The sequence below is a fragment of the Aquibium oceanicum genome (genome assembly GCF_001889605.1).
In the GTDB taxonomy this organism is placed as follows: Bacteria; Pseudomonadota; Alphaproteobacteria; order Rhizobiales; family Rhizobiaceae; genus Aquibium; species Aquibium oceanicum.
In genome coordinates this window covers 115,382-131,844 of sequence record NZ_CP018172.1, presented here as the reverse complement: position 1 = coordinate 131,844, position 16,463 = coordinate 115,382, and the positions used below count along the sequence as shown (strand labels likewise).

Below are 16,463 nucleotides of genomic sequence, written 5' to 3'. Positions count from 1 at the left end.
ATCGCTCGAATCAAAGGATGCGCTATGGCCAGGTACATCATGGGAGCGCCACTTGGCTATTCCGGCGGGAGCTTCTTGCGTCGTTCCACGATGCGCAGCAGAGCCTCGGTGAGGTCGCCGAGATGCAGAGATGGCTGTCCAGCACCGAGATCGCCCGGATAGGCGTGGCTGATGAGTTGCGCTCTTAAATGCGCGCGATCTGGCGGGACAAAAAGGCCGAGTGGCACATGTCGTCGTAAACGCCGGCGGGGCGCACCATCACGACAGGGATTTCGCCCCGCAGCTCGCGGGTTAGAGCTTGGGTACGGATCTTTGGTTCACTTTATGGAAGCTTCGGGTCGAGCGGCCAGTCCTCATAAATGCGCTGGCCATGACCGCCGGGCGCATGAACAAGCACGGTGCTCGCGAAGACGAACTGCTCTACCTCGAACTCCTTGAGCTTTCGCAGCAGCCTCTCCATACTGCGGACAGTCACCTGCTCATATTTCGGATTGGGCTCGCCGGTCAGGTCAAAATAGGCGGCGAGGTGAATGACCGAAGCGACGCGGTTGCCATCGGCTGTCCGCACACGCTGAAACGCCTGTTCGACGCTCTCGTCGGAAGTGAAGTCGATGCAAAGGCATTCGGCGGCAGCCCGGTGGGCGCGGCGAGCTTTCGCGATCGAAGCCGACAAGGGTGAAACGCCTGGCAAGCTTTTCGATGACGGCGGATCCAATGAAGCCGCTGCTTCCGGTGACGACAACCACTTCCTGCGGTCGTTCATTCTCATCCTCCGTACCACATTCGGGCGCCTCAGCTGCGCAGGAATTTGATGAGCGCCGCAATTCCGAGCACGAGGACGACAACCGCCAAAATCCAGAGTGCCATCCCGCCCACCATCCACATGCCGCCCATACCATCCATCGTGGCTGATCTCCTTTGCTAACGATCCTGGGTCCGACCGGCCGGCGGGGTGTGAGCCGCATCAGTCCGATGAACTAATTCGCCTAGGCTTCCATCAAGGTGCAATGGCATTGAGTATGCTCTTGAACGCACGTTTCTCTGTCCAAAACTTCGAGTGCGCGCAGCAAATGCTCGGCGATCTCAAGCCTGTTTTTCGACAGGCACACATGAACACGCGGAGAATGTCTTGTTCCAACTGATCGGCATTTAAGGCCATTTTCGTCACCTCTTTCCCTGGGTCCGAACCTGCGCCTTCTAGCACAGGAAAGGTGTCCAGCAGCCAGAAGGCAAAGGTGGAGAGATATCCCTCATCATGGCGACGCCCTTCGCGATCATGACAAGTGCCGCCCGCACTCTCAGACCGCGCCCGAGTCGTCCGAACGCCCTCCGCCTGCCGGACAAGGTGTCGGTGAACAGCCCTTTTCTCCGAAGGCGAGCATGTCGCTCTCGTAATCCGCGACGACACCGCAGACGCCGAGCTTGGTGACGGCGAACAGGTTGGGTCCGAGCGGTGCAAGTGTGACCGCCTCCATGGTGTGGCGGCGCCGGCAAGCGGCCGTTTTGCTGCCTTCCAACAGTTGGTCAGTATCGGTGATTGCAATTGAGAGTTGATTTAAGTTAGATTTTCATCCGTTTGAACGATCCATGAAAGGCATCTCACATGGTTACCGTCGAACAAATCAGGGAGCGTGCTCGCAAGATTGCGCAGCGCCAAGGAGGTGCCCCCGAACGTGAAAAGGATCACTGGGAAGAAGCCAAGAAAGAGTTGGAGGTGGAGGAGTCAGCTCGCCGAGCGGACATCATGGCCGCTTCGTATCTTATGCATGGGCATTAGCCTGAGTCCGGCGCCTTCAAGTCTTCGTCGGGGTACTGTAGGACGACGGCTACGCCCGATACCTAGCGCTGGTCCGACGTAGCGCCGTGAGCTTGGCTTTCTGCGTGTAGCGCGCGTGTCGCGGCTTCCACGAACTGGCGCGGCCCGACCCGCGCCGACCGCAACGGAGGCGCTCCGGCACACCGCCGGGCTCTAAAGGATCAAGGAGAGATACGAGGACGCTTGCCCGAAGAGCGGTGAACCGGGCGTCAAGAGAAAAGAGACTCGTCATCGATTTCCTCCAGTCATTACTGCGCGAGAAGCTTGCCCTGGTCAGCCAGACGAGCAACTCATCAAAGCAAACCCGCTCTCGCGCTGGGCTTGACTCGGTCGCTTCCTCGACGACGGTCTGACCTGCCACTGAACTTTCATCCAGTGGCGGTTAGAGCCTCGGCCGTTTGTGCTCCGACCCCATTCCTTGGACCGCCGGAAGGTATAGTTTCCCGGCTTTTTCACGATGGCGGGGTGGTGACGCCATCGGGATCGAGCAACGAGATCGGGACCTTGTGCCCGATCGCCCCGTACGCGCGGACCTCGTTGTAGTATCTGCCGGTAGCCGTAGCGGACACGCGTTGCGCAGATGTCCCTGATCCGAGCCTCGATGCCGGCCTGATGCGGCGGCCGGACTTGTAGTGGTAGGTCGACGTGTCGAACTCCAAGATCCGGCAGGCTCGCCGGATCGACACGTTCCACTCACCACAGGTCTGCGCCACCAGCTCGCGTTTGCCTCACAGTTAATGAGATGGTCCGCTCCGTCCACCGATGCGACGATGGCGATGCAGACAGGAGGAGTGATCATGGCACATCGCAAACCTACGAACGCCGCGGTCTACGGTATCGATCTCGGCAAGAACATCTTCCACATCGCAGGCGCGGATGCCGACGGTGCAATCATCGGCAACTGGAAACTCCGGAGAGATACTATCTTGCAGTTCTTCAGAGTTGCAGCGCCAGCACTGATCGGCATGGAGGCCTGTCCGGGATCGCAGTGGCTGGCGCGCCATCTGCAGGCATTCGGACACCGGGTTCGCATTATCCCTGCGCAGTTCGTGAAGCCTTATGTAAAGTCGAACAAGAACGACATTATCGACGCCGCAGCAATCGCGGAGGCGGTAACACGGCCGACGATGCGCTTTGTCGAGATCAAGACTGCCGCTCAGGCCGAGCTGCAGGCACTTCACCGAATCCGTGATCGAATGGTCGCCAGCCGAACTCGGCTGGTCTGTCAGATGCGGGCGATGTGCATCGAGTTTGGCGTTGCGATCCACCAGGGCATCGGCAAGTTTAAGGCTGACATGCCGCGCGTACTGGTCAACGAGGAGAACGATCTGACGCCGATGATGCGACGGCTTCTGGCTGATCTGTTCGACGATTTGCGTCGCCTCGAAGAGCGTATAGCCGCGGTGACCCGTGAGATCGAAGCCAATGCCGCCCAGGACGAACGATCCCGCCGATTGATGACGGTGCCGGGCATCGGACCACTTGCGGCTACCGCGATCCTGGCGTCAGCTGGAGATGGTCGGCAATTCCGATCGGCCCGCGATATGGCTGCATGGTTGGGGCTCGTTCCGCGCCAGCACTCGACCGGTGGGAAGTCCACCCTTTTGGGCATCAGTCGACGTGGCAATCACTATCTTCGGCGCCTGCTGATCCACGGTGCCCGATCATGCGTCATGCACCTCGATCGAAGCCGAGACCGCCTTGGTGCCTGGATCGACAGACTTCAAAAGAGGATGCACGTAAACAAGGTCACTGTCGCGCTTGCGGCCAAAGTCGCACGCGTCGCATGGGTGATCCTCAATCGGCCGGGAGCGATCTACGAACGTCGTGAACCCGTGACAGCGTAGGTTCATGGTCGACAGACTGCGAGGTTCGAGGAGACGATGACGAGACAGTTGATCGGCGCACTGTAAGCCTTCCTGCCGAAAGCGTGCTCAAGCACGATCAAGTTATCCAGGAACAGCGCGCGCGTATCTCATCTTGGCCTGGCTGCAACAGCAGCCCACTCGCGTGAGGCCGGATACATTTAAGCAGACTGTGCTCGTTACGAGATCCAAAAGCCTTGCAAGGACGGAGCGGACCATACATTTCGGCGGATGACGTCCTGCAGCATTTCCTTGTCCAGGGAGGAATCGGCGACCAGCTTCCTGAGCTTTCCGTTCTCGTCCTCAAGCTGCTTCAGCCGCTTCATCTCGGTCGGAGCAGCCCATCGTACTTCCTCTTCCAGTTGAAGTAGGTCGCCTGGCTGATCCCCGCACGACGACAGATTTCCGCCACCGGGATCCCATCGGCTCCCTGCTTCAAAATGAACGCCTTCTGCGCGTCAGAAAACTTCGATGCCTTCATCGCCTTCCGCTCCTCCCAGCCAAGGGATGTTAGCGCGGAAAACTCCAGTTTCGAACGATCCAGTTTTCAGGGGTCAGAGCAGGTCGCGTCGAGATCGGCTCGGACGTGTTCGAACTTTCGATCAGGCCAATTGCCCTCAATCAAAAAAATGCGCTCCGCGGTTCCGACGGCGGTGGCGGGCGCTGGGGCGACGATCGCATCGCGTGTAAAAACCGCAAACCAAGAGTGTCGAACCGTACGCCTCCCTCGCCGAGGTCATCACCCGCATCGTCGCCGGCCGCCGCAGAACAAGCTCGACAACTCCTGCCCTGGGCCTGCGCCCTTGCACATTCAAGACCGTGGCCGGAACAGTTCCGAGCGTGCGACGTTGGTTCAATATTTCGAGGCGGTATCTTGTCCACGGTTGGGCCGCTGGCCCTGCAAATGGGCCAGCACATCTTTTTGATGAACGTTGTGGCGCTCGCCGCAGCTTCCGGCCTCGGGCGACATATGCCCTTCCCGCTCCGCAAGTGGCCCGTCGCGGCGGCTGTCGTTCAGGTAGTCCTTTTGTGGTCTTGGCATGCGCCTCCTGTGCTTTCCCAGGCGATCGGAAGCAGCACCCTTCACATGATGATGCAGGCAAGTCTGTTCGTTTCAGCGCTGTGGTTCTGGCGTGCTGTGCTCGCGATTTCGGAGGATCAAAAGTGGCTATCGATCGGGCTGCTTCTTTTCACCAGCAAGCTGTTTTGCCTGCTTGGCATTCTTCTCATCTTCGCCGGTCGTGACCTTTATCAGCTCGGCGCAGGGCACGGTGGGGGGGCAACCGGCGCCATGTCGGGGCTGGAAGATCAGCAACTCGCCGGACTGCTCATGGTGGTCGCGTGCCCGCTAAGCTACCTGGGCACCGGCGTGTTCATTGCTGCGCGATGGGTGGGCGTGCTTCAGCGTCGGGCACCTCATGGCTGAATCCAATAAATTGTCTCTGGTCGAGTTTTGGAAGGCGATCGCCATTGCAACCGCGATTGTGGCCGTCTTCGCTACGATCTTTGTTTGGTCAGGCTTCTACAATGTATCGGCACAGAAACCGCATTTCGAGGTGACGACGTGGCTGCTCGCACAAATCCGGCGGCAGTCGATACAGTATCAGAGCAATTCCGTCCCCCCGGCTCCCGATAACCTCGACGACGCAGAACTGGTTACGCTGGGTGCAGTGCAGTACCAACTTGGGTGCGCTGCGTGTCATAAGGCGCCTGGGTGGACCGGATCGCGAGTTGGGGACGCCATGCTGCCCGCACCGCCGCCCCTCACTTGGGTGTCGGAGAAATGGTCCCCACGGGAACTCTTCTGGATCGTTCGCAACGGTCAGAAATACACGGGAATGCCCGCATGGATCGCCTACGAACGCGAGGATGAGGTGTGGCCGCTCGTGGCCTTCCTGGAGCGGTTGCCAAGCCTCGGACCCGACGAGTACCGACGGCTCACGAGCGACCGCAGTAGCACTCCGGGCTTTTCGCTGAGCACAGGGCGCGCAGTTATCGAAGTGTGCGCCCGCTGCCACGGCCTTCCGGGTGAGCCGCCGAGATCGAACCTCGTCCCGTTTCTTTCAGCGCAGAGCGCAAGCTACCTGCGTCGCTCGCTCGAAGAATATCAGAGCGGTACGCGCCCGAGTGGCTACATGGAACTCGTTGCTTCCGGCCTTGACGATACGACAATGGACGCGCTTACCGAGGTTTATGCAGCCGCTCCCCCGCCGGCCCCGGCAGGAGAGGCGTCGGAAGACGTCTCCAGGGGAGCCAAAATCTTTTCCGCCGGCCTGCCCGGCCAGAACGTCCCGTCCTGCGCCGCCTGTCACACCGCAGCCAATCCCCAGTTTCCACAACTGGCGGGTCAGACGACCGTGTTCCTCTCAACGCAGCTCCAGGTCTTCCGCAAGGGCATTCGCAACGGGAGCGGCTATGGCCGGATCATGACCACCATTGCGGAGCGTATGACCGATGCCGATATCGATGCCGTCTCGGCCTATTTGTCGACGCTGCCCCCAGGCATGTTCGGCACCGGTTCGGAGTCAGCACCATGAACCAGTCAGCCTTGCTGCCGCTCGGACTGGAAGCATCGGAAGCGTACACGCTTCTGATGATCATGACGGTCGGCGGTGGACTCATCCTGGCTGGAGTGATGGCCTTCGCCGCATTGGCGATCTTCGGCAATGACAGGGTCCGAACCCCCCTCTCGCGCGAAGGACTCATTATCATCGGGGGCTGGTATTTCCTGTGGTCGTCCTTACTGCGCTGCTCGCTACCGGCCTCAGCGTGATGTCTGGTCGTGCGGACTCCGGCAGTGCCGGCGAGATTTCGATCCGCGTTTCGATCACAGGGAAGATGTGGTGGTGGCGCATCGTTTATGAGTTTCCGGACGGCACACGCTTCGAGACGGCCAACGAGCTTCGGCTTCCAGTGGGCGAACCGGTCGAACTGGCGCTGACCACCGCCGACGTCATTCATAGCTTCTGGGCTCCGGCATTGGCGGGAAAGCTCGACATGATTCCCGGCCGAATCAACACCATGACCGTCACGGCGACCGAGGAGGGTATCTCCCGCGGCCAGTGCGCGGAGTATTGCGGCGGCGCCCATGCGTTCATGGCGTTCCATGTGGTGAGCAGTTCCGCGGAGGAGTTTGCTGCGTGGAGCAGCAAGGAGTCCGGCCCGCGCGTTCCGCCGAGCCAGCGTCTGGATGAGGAGACGCTCGCCGCCATCCGGGCGGGCGCCGAACTATTTAAGGTGCAGGGCTGCGGTGCCTGCCACACCGTGCGCGGCGGCGGTTCCTTCGGAACGATCGGGCCAGACCTGACTCACGTGGGCGGCCGCCTGTCCCTGGCGGCCGGTACCTTGCCCAACGACGCCGAAGCCTTCGTCCGATGGATTGCCAACACCCAGCATATCAAGCCGGGCAATGCGATGCCTCAGTACGATATCCTGTCCTCTGGCGAACTCGCGGAACTCGCCGCATACCTGGAAAGCCTCAAGTAGTGCCTGGCTTTCCGGGATTGCGCCTCTGGTTCGCCATCCTGGCCTTCCTCTTCGCGGCGGTCACGGTCTGGATTGCGGGCTTCAAAATCACGCGCTGTGCCAATATCATCAGTCACCGAACGGGCGTTGGCCAAGCCCTCATCGGACTGCTCTTGCTCGGAGGTGTGACGAGCCTGCCTAAGCTGGCTGTTGCGATTACGTCCTCCGTGAGCGGCGACGCCGCCCTGGCCGTCAACTCGGTAATCGGCGGAATCGCCATGCAGGTCGCGATTCTCGCGCTCGCGAACGCCCTGATTGGACGCAGCGCGCTAACCCATGTTCTGCCCGACCCGATCGTCATCCTGCAAGGCGGATTCAAGATTCTGCGGCTCTCGATCGTTACCGTCGCGATCGTGGTCGGCGACACGCCGATCCTGTGGACTGGTCTGTGGCTGTGGCTGCTGGCCATCGTGATGGGCGTCGCCATGTGGTACTCTCTCAGGTGGAAGGCGAGCTGCCGTGTCGAGTCAATGACAGCGAAAACTCGAAGGAGGCGGAGGATAATCGCGCGCGGGAGGCCGCACAGAAGGATCAAGACAAGACGTTGAAATGGGCAATATGGCGCGCAGTCATCGCCGGAGCCGTCATCATCATCGCCGGCTACGTCCTCTCACGCACGGCCGATTTTATAGCCCAAGCCACCAGTCTTGGCCAAAGCTTTATTTGGAACGGTGTTCCTGACGATAGCGACTTCGCTGCCCGAGGTGAACACTATCTTCAGCGCTGTTCGGGCTGGGCTCTACACGATGGCGGTCTCCGAGTCTTCGGCACCAATCTGTTTGATGTCTCGTTCCCATTTTTCATCGACCTTACCGGCGGAGACGGTGCAGTCATGAACGAGATGGGACGGTCTGAGACCTTCGCCGTGGTCATCGCCATCAGCGTGACCACAATCTTTATCGCCGGCCTCGCGGAGCGGCGCAACCGCACCATCTTCCGAATGGGCTATAACTCGGCGGCCGTTCTTGCCGTCTATCTCGCCGGATTGGGGGTGTTTTATTTCCTGCGAGACAGTGGGGCCTTATGAGCAGCGAAATCAACCAACCCATAAGCCCGTTGCCGCGTCCCGACGGGGAACGGGAAGAGCTCCTGCGCATCTGGGCAACCCCAAGAGGCCGGCGCCTGCCGACGGCGGTGAACAATACCGTCATCGGCTTGTTCTATCTCGGCATCGCCCTCCTGTTCTTCATTCTCGCCGGCATTCTCGCGCTGATCATGCGCGCGCAACTGGCAGTCGGCGGCCAGGAGCTCGTGAGCCAGAACCTCTACAACCAGCTCTTTACCATGCATGGCACAACCATGATGTTCCTGTTCGCCGTGCCTGCGATGGAGGCCTTGGGCGTACTGCTGCTGCCGCAGATGCTCGCAGCACGCGATCTGCCTTTTCCGCGGCTCAGCGCCTTCGCCATCTGGGCTTATGTGATTGGCGGCCTCGTATTTTTCTCGACGATTCTTTACGATCTCGCCCCGTATGGCGGCTGGTTCATGTATCCACCGCTGACGCTCACGGAATACTCGCCCGGCGACAACGCCGACTTCTGGCTTCTTGGCATAGGGTTCATCGAAATTTCGGCGATCGCGGGGGCGATCGAGATTGTGGTCGGCGTCCTGAAGACGCGGCCGCCCGGCATGACGCTCAGCCGCATGCCGATCTTCGCATGGACGATGCTGATCTTTGCGGGGATGATCATTTTTGCGTTTCCGGCCGTGATCCTCGCCACGATGCTTTTGGAACTCGAGCGGGCATTCGGCTGGCCGTTCTTTTCGGCCGCGCTCGGCGGCGACGCGCTGCTCTGGCAGCACCTGTTCTGGTTCTTCGGCCACCCGGAGGTCTATATCATCTTCCTGCCGGCAGCAGGGCTTGTCTCGATGATGGTCCCGACGATGGCCCAGATGCCTCTGGTAGGGTACCGGTTCGTCGTTGTCGCCCTCATTGCCACCGGCTTCTTCTCGTTCGGGCTATGGGTGCACCACATGTTCACCACGGGCATTCCGGGGCTCAGTCTTGGGTTCTTCTCCGCCGCGAGCATGGCCGTGGCCATTCCATCGGGCATTCAGGTCTTTGCCTGGATTGCAACCATGGCTGCTGGACGAAAGCGTTGGCGAATTACGACGCCGTCGCTCTTCATCCTCGGCTTTCTTTTCATCTTCACTCTTGGTGGGCTCACCGGTGTGATGGTTGCCGTCGTGCCATTCGATTTCCAAGTGCATGATACCTACTTCGTCGTAGCCCATTTTCACTACGTGCTGGTGGGCGGCATGGTCTTTCCGCTGTTTGCCACTTTCTACTACTGGGCGCCTGCATTTAGTCGGAAGCAGTTGAGCGAGCGGCTCGGGAAGTGGTGCTTCTGGCTCATGTTCATCGGCTTCAACGTGGCCTTCTTTCCCATGCACATCACGGGTCTGGCAGGGATGCCCCGGCGGGTATGGACGTACCCGAGCAGCATCGGATGGGATGTGCTCAATAGCATATCGACCGTCGGAGCTTTCATCCTCGCCGGCGGCGTGCTGGTGTTTTTGATCGACCTCGCACTGAATTTCCGCACTGGTAGCAAGACGCCTGGCAATGTCTGGAATGCAGGTACACTCGAGTGGCTTCCGAACGACATCTATGCGACCCGCAGCATCCCTCTTGTCACATCGAGGGAACCACTCTGGGACCAGCCCGGGCTCAGCGAAGAAGTAGAGGCGGGCGGCCACTTCCTCCCTAATGCACCGACAGGAGGCCGGGAGACGTTGGTCACATCCGCGGTCGAAGCCAAGCCGCAATACGTCCTTCAAATGCCGGGCCCTGGATGGCCCCAAGTCCTTGCGGCCGTGTTCACAGCGGCCTTTTTCCTGCTCCTGACGATCAAGGCCGTCACCATCGCTGCGATCTGCGGCGCACTGGCCATCGTCTTCATCATCGTATGGGGCTGGCCACTCGATCCGGGCCCGAGAAAGGGCAGGGTCGCCATCGGCGGCGGCATCACTCTTCCCACGTATATGTCGGGGCCGGGCTCGCACTCCTATTGGTCGATAGTCGTGCTTACGCTGGTCAGCGCCTCTCTCTACCTGGCCTACGTGTTTTCTTACCTGTATTTGTGGACCGTCTCGTCCGAGGTGTGGCCACAAGCAGGAGCAGGGCTTCCGCCTCTAGTCATGCCGGTCGGCTCTATGGTCCTGTTTCTGCTTGGAGGCGGCGGCTTCATGCTCGCTAACCGCCTTCTCCCCGAGCCTGGCGGCAATGGTTTGCCGGCCGCTCTATCAACCATTGGGGCCGCGCTGCTCCTAGCAGGTGGCGTGGGGCTCGAACTCTACGGCCATGTAACATCGGGACTCGATCCCAGTGCAAGCGCCTATGGGGCGATCGTCTATATGGCGGGCGTCCTCGCCGCGCAGTTGGCCGTCGCCATAGTGCTGATGGCGGGCTACGCTGCTGTCCGCTTGATGGTCGGTCGCACCGATCGCGTGTGGCGAAACAGCTTCGATCACGTGGCCTTACTTGGCTACTACGCGATAGGCCAGAGCCTATTGGGCCTGCTCCTCATCCATGGCTTCCCGAGGCTTGTCGGATGAGCGGCAGGTCACCCTCGACGGTAGGTACGCTCGTCGCCGTTCTCCTCGGTCCGTGGATCTGGGCGACGCATTTCCTGGTGGTCTATGGCGCGCACGCTTCGCTCTGCGAAGCGGGAAATCGTCTGCCGATAGTAGATGTCTCCTGGCTATCGGTAATTCTGTGGGGAAGTACCGCCATCACGTGGCTTCTCACTGTCGGACATGCGGCGTTTCCGGAGTATGCACATGATCTCCTGCATGCCGGCGGCTCCGAGCAATCCTTCACCAAGATACTGGCACGTATGCTGAGCGGCCTTTCGGCTGTTGCGGTGAGCTTTTCCGCCATCGCCTTCACCGTCATGCCGTACTGTGCTGACCTGAGATAGGGGCAGAATTTCCGCCGCTGCCTTGGTACTATTCCGGTCCCGCGTGGTTAGGCCTTCCGAAGTGCACGTGCAGCAGCGAACGCATACAACTCGCGAAACCTCCTGCATTATTGAAGGCTTCCGTAGTTCGGCTCTGACGGTCAGCCGTAAATGCAACTCGGACTGGGACGCGCGAATATGGGGTCGGAACAAGAGGAGTGCGAAATCGTACGTTAAGGTCGAACGGACCATGAACGGCGTATGGATCAGCAGCGTCCGATCCTGTGGATTGTCATCGCGAAGCGTCAGTTTCGATTCCCTCATTTGCCCGACTCGACAACGCTTACGCCAGATGGCCGCGCATCGGTACGGAAAATGGCAAAACGTAAGCTTCTCAAAGAGCAAGATCGACGGGAGCTTTTCGACATACCAGTCGATGAGGACAGCCTGATCCGACATTTTTCGTTGTCACCGGCGGATCGTCTGGAGATCGAGCTGCGGAGGCGTGACCATAATCTGCTAGGCTTTGCCATTCAGCTATGTCTGATGCGATATCCGGGCCGAGTGCTTGGAGCAGAAGAGACGCCGCCTCGCGCGATGCTCAAATATGTTGCTGACCAAATCGGTGCCGACCAAGGATCATTCGCGCTCTAATCGCGCCGTAAAGAAACTCTCCGCGATCACGCGGCGCGCCTGTTGGTGTATCTGGGTGTAAGAAGCGCGACGGCGGAAGATCGTCGAGCGGCGCTGTTGGCCGCAGTTCAGTCAGCGACGATGTCCGACGACGGCGCCGCGATAGCCAACTCCATTATCGCCACGTTTCGTGAACGCGGATCCCTCCTGCCGGCAATCAACACGATCGAACGGATCGGCCTTGCCGGACGCGCGATCGCCCGCCGACGGGCGGAGAGAACTCTGATTGAAAACATCCCGCTCAATATGCTTCGATCGTTGGATAAGCTGTTAGATGTCGACCCGTCGATCGATCAGACCCGCTTCCATTGGTTGCGGTCGGCGCCGGGAGCGTCAAACCTTGTCGGGCTGACAGAACGGATCGCATTCCTGCGCGCACTGGAGATCGATCCGAGATTGCAGATGCGGGTTTCCTCGGGTCGGTGGGACCAGATGATCCGTGAAGGGAACGCCACGCCAGCCTTGGCTAGCCAGCGATTTCAATTCCAGCCGTCGGCACGCTCTGATCGTGGCGCAGGTCATCAAACTCGCACAGAAGCTCACCGACGATGCGGTGACGATGTTCATCAGGCTGATAGGACGGCTGTTCTCTCAGGCCAACAACCGCAAGAAGCAACGGCACATGGATTGCAGGCCGGATACCGCCAAGGCACTGCGCATGTTCCTCGATACGATCACTGCCCTGCAGTCCGCCAACGAGTATGGTCGCAACGCTTTGGAGGTTCTCGATCAGAAAGTCGGCTGGCTTCGTCTGCTCAGCATGAAGCCAGAGCTTGAGGCGATGGTCGAGGACAACGAGGCGTCACCCCTGGCCGTGGCGGCCGAGCAATATGCGACAGTCAACAAATATGCAGGAGCGTTTCTGCGGGCGTTCACGTTCCAATCGGCGCGGCGACACGATCCGCTTCTTGCGGCAATTTCGCTGCTGAAACGGACCTATGCCGAGAAGCGTCGGACACTCCCGGATCGCGTCCCGGTCACCCACCTCAGCCAAGCTGATCGTCGGCTTATCTTCGAACAGGGACAGCCTGATCGCCGTCTCTACGAGATTGCCACGCTCGCGGTCTTGCGGGACAGGCTTCGCTCAGCCGACATTTGGGTCGACGGGAGCCGCTCTTTCCGGCCGATCGACGAGCACCTCATGCCTAGGGCGACATTCACCAAAATGAAGGAGGAGGATCGCCTTGGACTGGGCGTCCGGGGTGATGGCGCTCAGTGGCTTGCCGAAGCGCGTCAAATGCTCGACTTCAACCTGAAGCGCCTGGCGCACAGAGCATGGTCCGGAAAGCTCGAAGGTGTGCGTCTTGAGGCCGGGACATTGATCGTGACGCTAACACCTGGCGAGGTTCCGGCGGCGGCGAGGAACTGAATACCGAAATCAGCGATATGTATCCAATGGTTGAGGTGCCAGACCTGATGAGGGAAGTGCACGAGTGGACCGGCTTCGCCGACCACTTTACGCATGTCCGCACCGGTGACGTCCCAAGAAATGTCTCGGCCATGCTGGCCGGCGTACTGGCCGATGCGACCAACCTCGGTCCGAAGCGAATGGCGAGCGCATCAAAAGGAATCAGCGCGCATCAGATCGGCTGGATGCGCACGTTCCACGCTCGCTCGGAGACATATCGTGCGGCACAAGCATGCATCACCGATGCGCACACCCGGCATCCGCATTCTCGGCTTTGGGGCAATGGAACGACCGCGTCATCCGACGGCCAATTCTTCCGTGCAAGCGACAGAGCCGCAAAGCGCGGCGACGTCAATTTGCACTACGGCAGCGAGCCGGGCTCGAAGTTCTACAGCCATCTGTCCGACCAGTACGGCTATTTCAGCATCCTGCCGATCAGCCCGACCGAAAGCGAGGCTGCCTATGTGCTCGATGGGCTATTTGATCAGGACACGATCCTCGACATCCAGGAACACTTCACCGATACAGGCGGTGCGAGCGACCACGTCTTCGGACTGTTCGCCCTGATCGGCAAACGCTTCGCGCCGCGGCTGCGCAACCTCAAGGATCGGAAGTTCCACACGTTCGAGAAAGGCGATGCATATCCGGCGCTGTCGAACCACATCGGCGCGCCCATCAACGCCACCCTGATCCTCGATCATTGGGATGATCTGCTTCATCTCGCGGCGTCGATCACGACACGATCCGTGGTGCCATCAACGATTTTGAAGAAGCTGTCAGCATCACCGAAGGAGAGCCAGCTCGCAAGGGCGCTACGAGAACTCGGACGAATCGAGCGGTCCTTGTTCATGATCGAGTGGTACTCAAGTCCGGCATTGCGCCGGCGCTGCCAGGCCGGCCTCAACAAGGGCGAGGCTTCACATAAGCTGAAGCGCGCCGTCTTCTTCCACGAGCGTGGTGAAATCCGGGACCGATCGTTCGAAAGCCAGGCATTCCGCGCGTCCGGTCTCAATCTCGTCGTCAGCGCGATCGTACACTGGAACACGGTCTATATCGAACGGGCCGTCACCCATTTACGCAACGCGCGTCGGGAGATTCCGGACCATCTGCTCAAGCATATCTCGCCGCTGAGCTGGGAGCATATCAACCTGACCGGCATCTACACGTGGGATAGCGAGCAGCATATGCCGGAAGGCTTCCGGTCGCTCAGGCTGCCGGCTGATTTGCGACGGGCAGCATAAGTTCCCGCTCCGTTCGCCCTTAACGTACGATTTCGCACTGCTCTTGTTCTGACCCCAAGAAGGAGATCGAGATCTGGTTCCAAGACGAGGCACGGTCCTGCCAGAAGAACGGTCTCGTGAGGCAGTGTTCGCGGCGCGGCACGCGGCTGATCCAGCCCGCCGACCAGCGCTACAAGAGCGCCTTGTTCGGCGCCATCTGCCCGGCACAGGGGGTGGCTCAGCACTTGCGCTACCCTTAGCCGACAATTCTACTTTTTCTATCCATGACCGTACTTTTGCGTATCTTCGTGCTTGCGGTCGGGCCGTTCAAATTCTAGCGTCGAGTGCTCGACGCCGAACTCGTCCTTCAGTCGCGCCTTGATCGCGCTCTTGATGTTCTCGATGTCGTCCCACCGACCGGGGCTGATTACGATATGGGTGTCGAACGCGGCGGCGTATTCCTGCATCTGCCAAAAATGCGCGTGATGAACTTCCTCTACTCCGTCCACCTCAGCCACCGCATTTATGACCCGATCGGTGTCGATGTCTGGCGGGCTACCCAACATGAGAATGCGAATCGTGCCGCCGATTTCTGTGAAGGCGAGATAGAGGATGTAGAGCGCGATCAGGATAGTGATCGCTGGGTCAACCCAACGAATGTCGTATAAGATGATGAGCGTGCCTCCCACAATCACCGCGACTGAGGCGAGAGCATCGCTGAGGTTGTGGAGGAAGAGCGCCCGGATGTTAACGCTGCCCTTTTGCATCGAGTAGGTGAGCAAAGCCGTCAGTGTGTCGACCACGAGCGCCACGCCGCCGAGGATGACCACGTACCAGCCCTTCACCTCGGGTGGATCGATCGTCCGCATCCCACCTTCGTAGATCAAATAGAAACCGATCAGGATCAGCGTGGTGTAATTTATCAACGCCGCCACGATCTCGACCCGCGCGTAGCCGAAGGTCATCCGGGCATCCGCCGGGCGGCGGGCGATCTTTCGCGCACCGAAAGCGATCACCAACGACGCCATGTCTGAGAAATTGTGCAGTGCATCAGCAATCAGCGCCAGGCTGCCCGCAAAAATCCCACCTGCGACTTGCGCGACAGTCAGGACGCCGTTCGCCCAGATCGCGATGGCGACACGTTTGTCGCCTGAATCAGGGTCCAGATGCGCGTGGTCGTGGTTATGCGGCATGGTGGGTCATCCGATCGTCTCTTCGAGCAACAGGAGCAGCAAGAAGCCTGCGAAAAACAGCGCCGCCACCCAAGGCCTATCCGGCGTTTCATGCGCCTCGACCAGCAGTTCCTCGGTCACTAGGTAGAGCAGCGCGACAAGGCCGAACGCAAGAAAGCCGGTGACCACCGGTGCAGAGAGTGCGGTGACAGGTGCGGAAAGCACCGCGCCGATCGGCATCAGCGCCATTAAACCGGCCGTAACGGCGATGATTCGCCGGCGGGTCCAGCCCGCGGCGGTCAGTCCCGTTGTCAACGCTAGCCCCAGGAACACAACCTCAAGCGACAGCGCGATGGTCAGCAACAGCCCCGCTTTAGCGCCTGCTGCAAAGCCGATTCCTAGCACCAAACCGTCGATCAGGATGTCGATCCCAATCGTCGCAAGAAGGCCTGCCCGGCCCTTTATGAATCGCTCAAGTTCTTTGATGAGCAACATCGTTGCAACCCCGGCGACCCCTCCTACGAAGGTCGCAACGACTGACCCTTGATGCTTGATGTCGGGCAATATCTCTCCTGCCGCGGCAGCAAAGACTACACCGGCGGCAAAGTGCTGGATCGCGCTGATCGCCTGCGGACCAGGACGTACGCAGACAGCCATCGAAGCTGCTAGCACCGCAAGAACTGCAGGTACGAGTGTGTAAACCCAGGCCGCCGTCATTCCGCCCTAGCTCTGTACGTTTCGGTCTGCATGCCCCCAAGCCCCTGTCCTTGGACCTAGTACTGGCGCGTCACGTCGGCGAACACGATCAGCGCCGGCTGATGTTTTCGCGGATAATTCACATTGTGCGCCACGAATGGCCGAT

15 protein-coding genes and 4 pseudogenes are annotated in these 16,463 nt (G+C 59.9%); 12 read left to right on the top strand and 7 right to left on the bottom strand.

Annotation, left to right across the window (positions count from 1 at the left end; all coding sequences use genetic code 11):
- Positions 1–322: 322 nt before the first annotated feature.
- The 3 genes from BSQ44_RS27870 to BSQ44_RS27120 form a co-directional block, all read right to left on the bottom strand.
- Positions 323–568, bottom strand: coding sequence for an NAD-dependent epimerase/dehydratase family protein (locus BSQ44_RS27870; RefSeq protein ID WP_335623312.1), 246 nt, complete (start codon positions 566–568; stop codon positions 323–325).
- A complete protein-coding gene (locus tag BSQ44_RS27865; RefSeq protein ID WP_335623310.1) occupies positions 510–746 on the bottom strand; it encodes an NAD-dependent epimerase/dehydratase family protein in 237 nt (78 codons plus the stop codon). The genes BSQ44_RS27870 and BSQ44_RS27865 overlap by 59 nt, the downstream gene beginning before the upstream one ends.
- 552 nt (positions 747–1,298) lie before the next feature.
- Positions 1,299–1,517, bottom strand: coding sequence for a hypothetical protein (locus tag BSQ44_RS27120; RefSeq protein ID WP_157894706.1), 219 nt, complete (start codon positions 1,515–1,517; stop codon positions 1,299–1,301).
- 86 nt (positions 1,518–1,603) lie between these two features.
- Between BSQ44_RS27120 and BSQ44_RS27985 the strand changes: the two genes are divergently transcribed.
- On the top strand, positions 1,604–1,777 hold the full coding sequence (locus BSQ44_RS27985; protein ID WP_083535056.1) for a DUF2934 domain-containing protein: 174 nt from the start codon (positions 1,604–1,606) through the stop codon (positions 1,775–1,777).
- A gap of 582 nt (positions 1,778–2,359) precedes the next feature.
- Here BSQ44_RS27985 and BSQ44_RS26450 read toward each other — a convergent pair.
- A pseudogene (locus tag BSQ44_RS26450) lies at positions 2,360–2,541 on the bottom strand (IS3 family transposase); the annotation flags it as partial.
- Positions 2,542–2,613: 72 nt separating this feature from the next.
- Here BSQ44_RS26450 and BSQ44_RS26045 point away from each other — a divergent pair.
- Positions 2,614–3,663: an IS110 family RNA-guided transposase gene (locus BSQ44_RS26045; protein ID WP_072608397.1), complete on the top strand. Its 1,050-nt coding sequence runs from the start codon at positions 2,614–2,616 to the stop codon at positions 3,661–3,663.
- A 242-nt stretch (positions 3,664–3,905) separates the two neighbouring features.
- On the opposite strand, the pseudogene BSQ44_RS26040 reads toward BSQ44_RS26045, so the two are convergent.
- Positions 3,906–4,162, bottom strand: a pseudogene (locus BSQ44_RS26040) (transposase); the annotation flags it as partial.
- A 393-nt stretch (positions 4,163–4,555) separates the two neighbouring features.
- Here BSQ44_RS26040 and BSQ44_RS26035 point away from each other — a divergent pair.
- The 10 genes and pseudogenes from BSQ44_RS26035 to BSQ44_RS26700 all read left to right on the top strand — a co-directional run.
- Complete coding sequence (locus tag BSQ44_RS26035) at positions 4,556–5,107, top strand: cytochrome c oxidase assembly protein (protein WP_083535054.1); 552 nt, start codon at positions 4,556–4,558, stop codon at positions 5,105–5,107.
- Positions 5,100–6,218 carry a c-type cytochrome gene (locus BSQ44_RS26030; RefSeq protein WP_072608396.1) on the top strand — a complete coding sequence of 373 codons (1,119 nt, stop codon included), beginning with the start codon at positions 5,100–5,102 and terminating at the stop codon, positions 6,216–6,218. Before BSQ44_RS26035 ends, BSQ44_RS26030 begins: the two co-directional genes overlap by 8 nt.
- Entirely contained in the window at positions 6,215–6,454 is a 240-nt protein-coding gene (locus BSQ44_RS27700) for a hypothetical protein (RefSeq protein WP_072608395.1), read from the top strand. Before BSQ44_RS26030 ends, BSQ44_RS27700 begins: the two co-directional genes overlap by 4 nt.
- Positions 6,412–7,167: a c-type cytochrome gene (locus BSQ44_RS26020; protein ID WP_235633458.1), complete on the top strand. Its 756-nt coding sequence runs from the start codon at positions 6,412–6,414 to the stop codon at positions 7,165–7,167. Before BSQ44_RS27700 ends, BSQ44_RS26020 begins: the two co-directional genes overlap by 43 nt.
- Positions 7,167–7,754: a hypothetical protein gene (locus BSQ44_RS27695; RefSeq protein WP_235633457.1), complete on the top strand. Its 588-nt coding sequence runs from the start codon at positions 7,167–7,169 to the stop codon at positions 7,752–7,754. Before BSQ44_RS26020 ends, BSQ44_RS27695 begins: the two co-directional genes overlap by 1 nt.
- Entirely contained in the window at positions 7,751–8,233 is a 483-nt protein-coding gene (locus tag BSQ44_RS27690; protein WP_235633456.1) for a hypothetical protein, read from the top strand. Before BSQ44_RS27695 ends, BSQ44_RS27690 begins: the two co-directional genes overlap by 4 nt.
- Positions 8,230–10,764: a cytochrome c oxidase subunit I gene (ctaD, locus tag BSQ44_RS26010; RefSeq protein ID WP_072608393.1), complete on the top strand. Its 2,535-nt coding sequence runs from the start codon at positions 8,230–8,232 to the stop codon at positions 10,762–10,764. The genes BSQ44_RS27690 and ctaD overlap by 4 nt, the downstream gene beginning before the upstream one ends.
- Positions 10,761–11,129: a hypothetical protein gene (locus tag BSQ44_RS26005; protein WP_072608392.1), complete on the top strand. Its 369-nt coding sequence runs from the start codon at positions 10,761–10,763 to the stop codon at positions 11,127–11,129. The genes ctaD and BSQ44_RS26005 overlap by 4 nt, the downstream gene beginning before the upstream one ends.
- Positions 11,130–11,483: 354 nt before the next feature.
- Positions 11,484–14,450, top strand: a pseudogene (locus BSQ44_RS25990) (Tn3 family transposase).
- 59 nt (positions 14,451–14,509) lie between these two features.
- Positions 14,510–14,686 (top strand): annotated as a pseudogene (locus BSQ44_RS26700) (IS630 family transposase); the annotation flags it as partial.
- 21 nt (positions 14,687–14,707) lie between these two features.
- Here the strand turns inward: BSQ44_RS26700 and BSQ44_RS25985 are convergent.
- Together BSQ44_RS25985 and BSQ44_RS25980 are read right to left on the bottom strand one after the other, a co-directional pair.
- Positions 14,708–15,622 (bottom strand): cation diffusion facilitator family transporter, encoded by a 915-nt coding sequence (locus BSQ44_RS25985; RefSeq protein WP_072608389.1) that lies wholly within the window; start codon positions 15,620–15,622, stop codon positions 14,708–14,710.
- Between the two features lie 6 nt (positions 15,623–15,628).
- Positions 15,629–16,318: a ZIP family metal transporter gene (locus BSQ44_RS25980; protein WP_072608388.1), complete on the bottom strand. Its 690-nt coding sequence runs from the start codon at positions 16,316–16,318 to the stop codon at positions 15,629–15,631.
- Positions 16,319–16,463 lie beyond the last annotated feature (145 nt).

Bases quoted from the DNA above. Each gene is read 5' to 3' on its own strand.
- BSQ44_RS27985 (WP_083535056.1), top strand. From the start codon at position 1,604: ATGGTTACCGTCGAACAAATCAGGGAGCGTGCTCGCAAGATTGCGCAG.
- BSQ44_RS26045 (WP_072608397.1), top strand. From the start codon at position 2,614: ATGGCACATCGCAAACCTACGAACGCCGCGGTCTACGGTATCGATCTC.
- BSQ44_RS26030 (WP_072608396.1), top strand. From the start codon at position 5,100: ATGGCTGAATCCAATAAATTGTCTCTGGTCGAGTTTTGGAAGGCGATC.
- BSQ44_RS27700 (WP_072608395.1), top strand. From the start codon at position 6,215: ATGAACCAGTCAGCCTTGCTGCCGCTCGGACTGGAAGCATCGGAAGCG.
- ctaD (WP_072608393.1), top strand. From the start codon at position 8,230: ATGAGCAGCGAAATCAACCAACCCATAAGCCCGTTGCCGCGTCCCGAC.
- BSQ44_RS26005 (WP_072608392.1), top strand. From the start codon at position 10,761: ATGAGCGGCAGGTCACCCTCGACGGTAGGTACGCTCGTCGCCGTTCTC.
- BSQ44_RS25985 (WP_072608389.1), bottom strand. From the start codon at position 15,622: ATGCCGCATAACCACGACCACGCGCATCTGGACCCTGATTCAGGCGAC.
- BSQ44_RS25980 (WP_072608388.1), bottom strand. From the start codon at position 16,318: ATGACGGCGGCCTGGGTTTACACACTCGTACCTGCAGTTCTTGCGGTG.